General features: G+C 62.6%; 1 protein-coding gene. It reads left to right on the top strand.

Translation table 11 applies throughout. The annotated features are described in order from the left end of the window. A partial coding sequence (locus WLY71_RS30595) for a condensation domain-containing protein (protein WP_347806566.1) occupies window positions 1-1,081 on the top strand: 1,081 nt, incomplete at both ends.

The raw sequence follows: 1,081 nt of genomic DNA, 5'->3' as shown, positions 1-1,081 counted from the left end.
GCGGCCAGTTGATCGGTTACTACACCGCAACCGATTCCACAGACGATGTTGATGCTCAAACCGCACGCCTGAAAACCGCGCTGGCGGCTGCGTTGCCGGAGTACATGGTCCCGGCGCAGCTCATGCGTCTGGACGAAATGCCCCTGAGCCCAAGCGGCAAACTCGATCGACGCGCCTTGCCGGAACCGCAATGGCAAGTCCGCGAGCACGTCGAACCGGTCACTGCCCTCGAGCAACAAATCGCCGACATCTGGCGTGAAGTGCTGGGCCAGACGCAGATCGGCCTGCGTGACGATTTCTTCGCACTAGGCGGTCATTCCTTGCTGGCCACGCAAATCATTTCCCGCACTCGTCAGGCCTGCGACGTCGAGTTGCCGCTGCGCGCGCTGTTCGAAAACAGTGAGTTGGGCGCCTTTGCCGAACAGGTTCAACTGATCCAGGCCAGCGGCAAAACCAACCAGCAACCGCCCATCGAGAAAGTCGATCGCAGCCAACCGGTGCCTTTGTCCTATTCCCAGCAGCGCATGTGGTTCCTCTGGCAGATGGAACCGGACAGCCCGGCCTACAACGTTGGCGGCATGGCGCGGATGCGCGGGGTGCTCGATGTCGGGCGCTTCGAAGCCGCGCTGCAAGCGCTGATCATGCGTCACGAAACCCTGCGCACCACGTTCCCGAGCATCGATGGCGTGGCGCAGCAACGGGTTCACCCGGACACCGGCATGCGCATGGACTGGAAGGACTTCTCCGCGCTCGACGTTGATCGCCGCGAACAACGCGTCCAGCAACTGGCCGACGACGAGGCACATAAACCCTTCGATCTGGAGACCGGACCGCTGCTGCGCGCCTGCATGGTCAAGACTGCCGAGCAGGAACACTACCTGGTGCTGACCCTGCACCACATCGTCACCGAAGGCTGGGCGATGGACATCTTCGCCCGGGAACTGAGCGCGCTCTACGAGGCCTTCGTCGATGACCGCGAATCGCCGCTGGAACCGCTGCCGGTGCAATACCTGGATTACAGCGTCTGGCAGCGCCAGTGGCTGGAGTCCGGCGAACGTCAGCGCCAACTCGACTACTGGAC

The organism is Pseudomonas rossensis (genome assembly GCF_039888995.1).
In the GTDB taxonomy this organism is placed as follows: domain Bacteria; phylum Pseudomonadota; class Gammaproteobacteria; order Pseudomonadales; family Pseudomonadaceae; genus Aquipseudomonas; species Aquipseudomonas rossensis.
The sequence above is the reverse complement of the archived record's forward strand: the minus strand, read 5'-3'. Positions and strand labels throughout refer to the sequence as shown.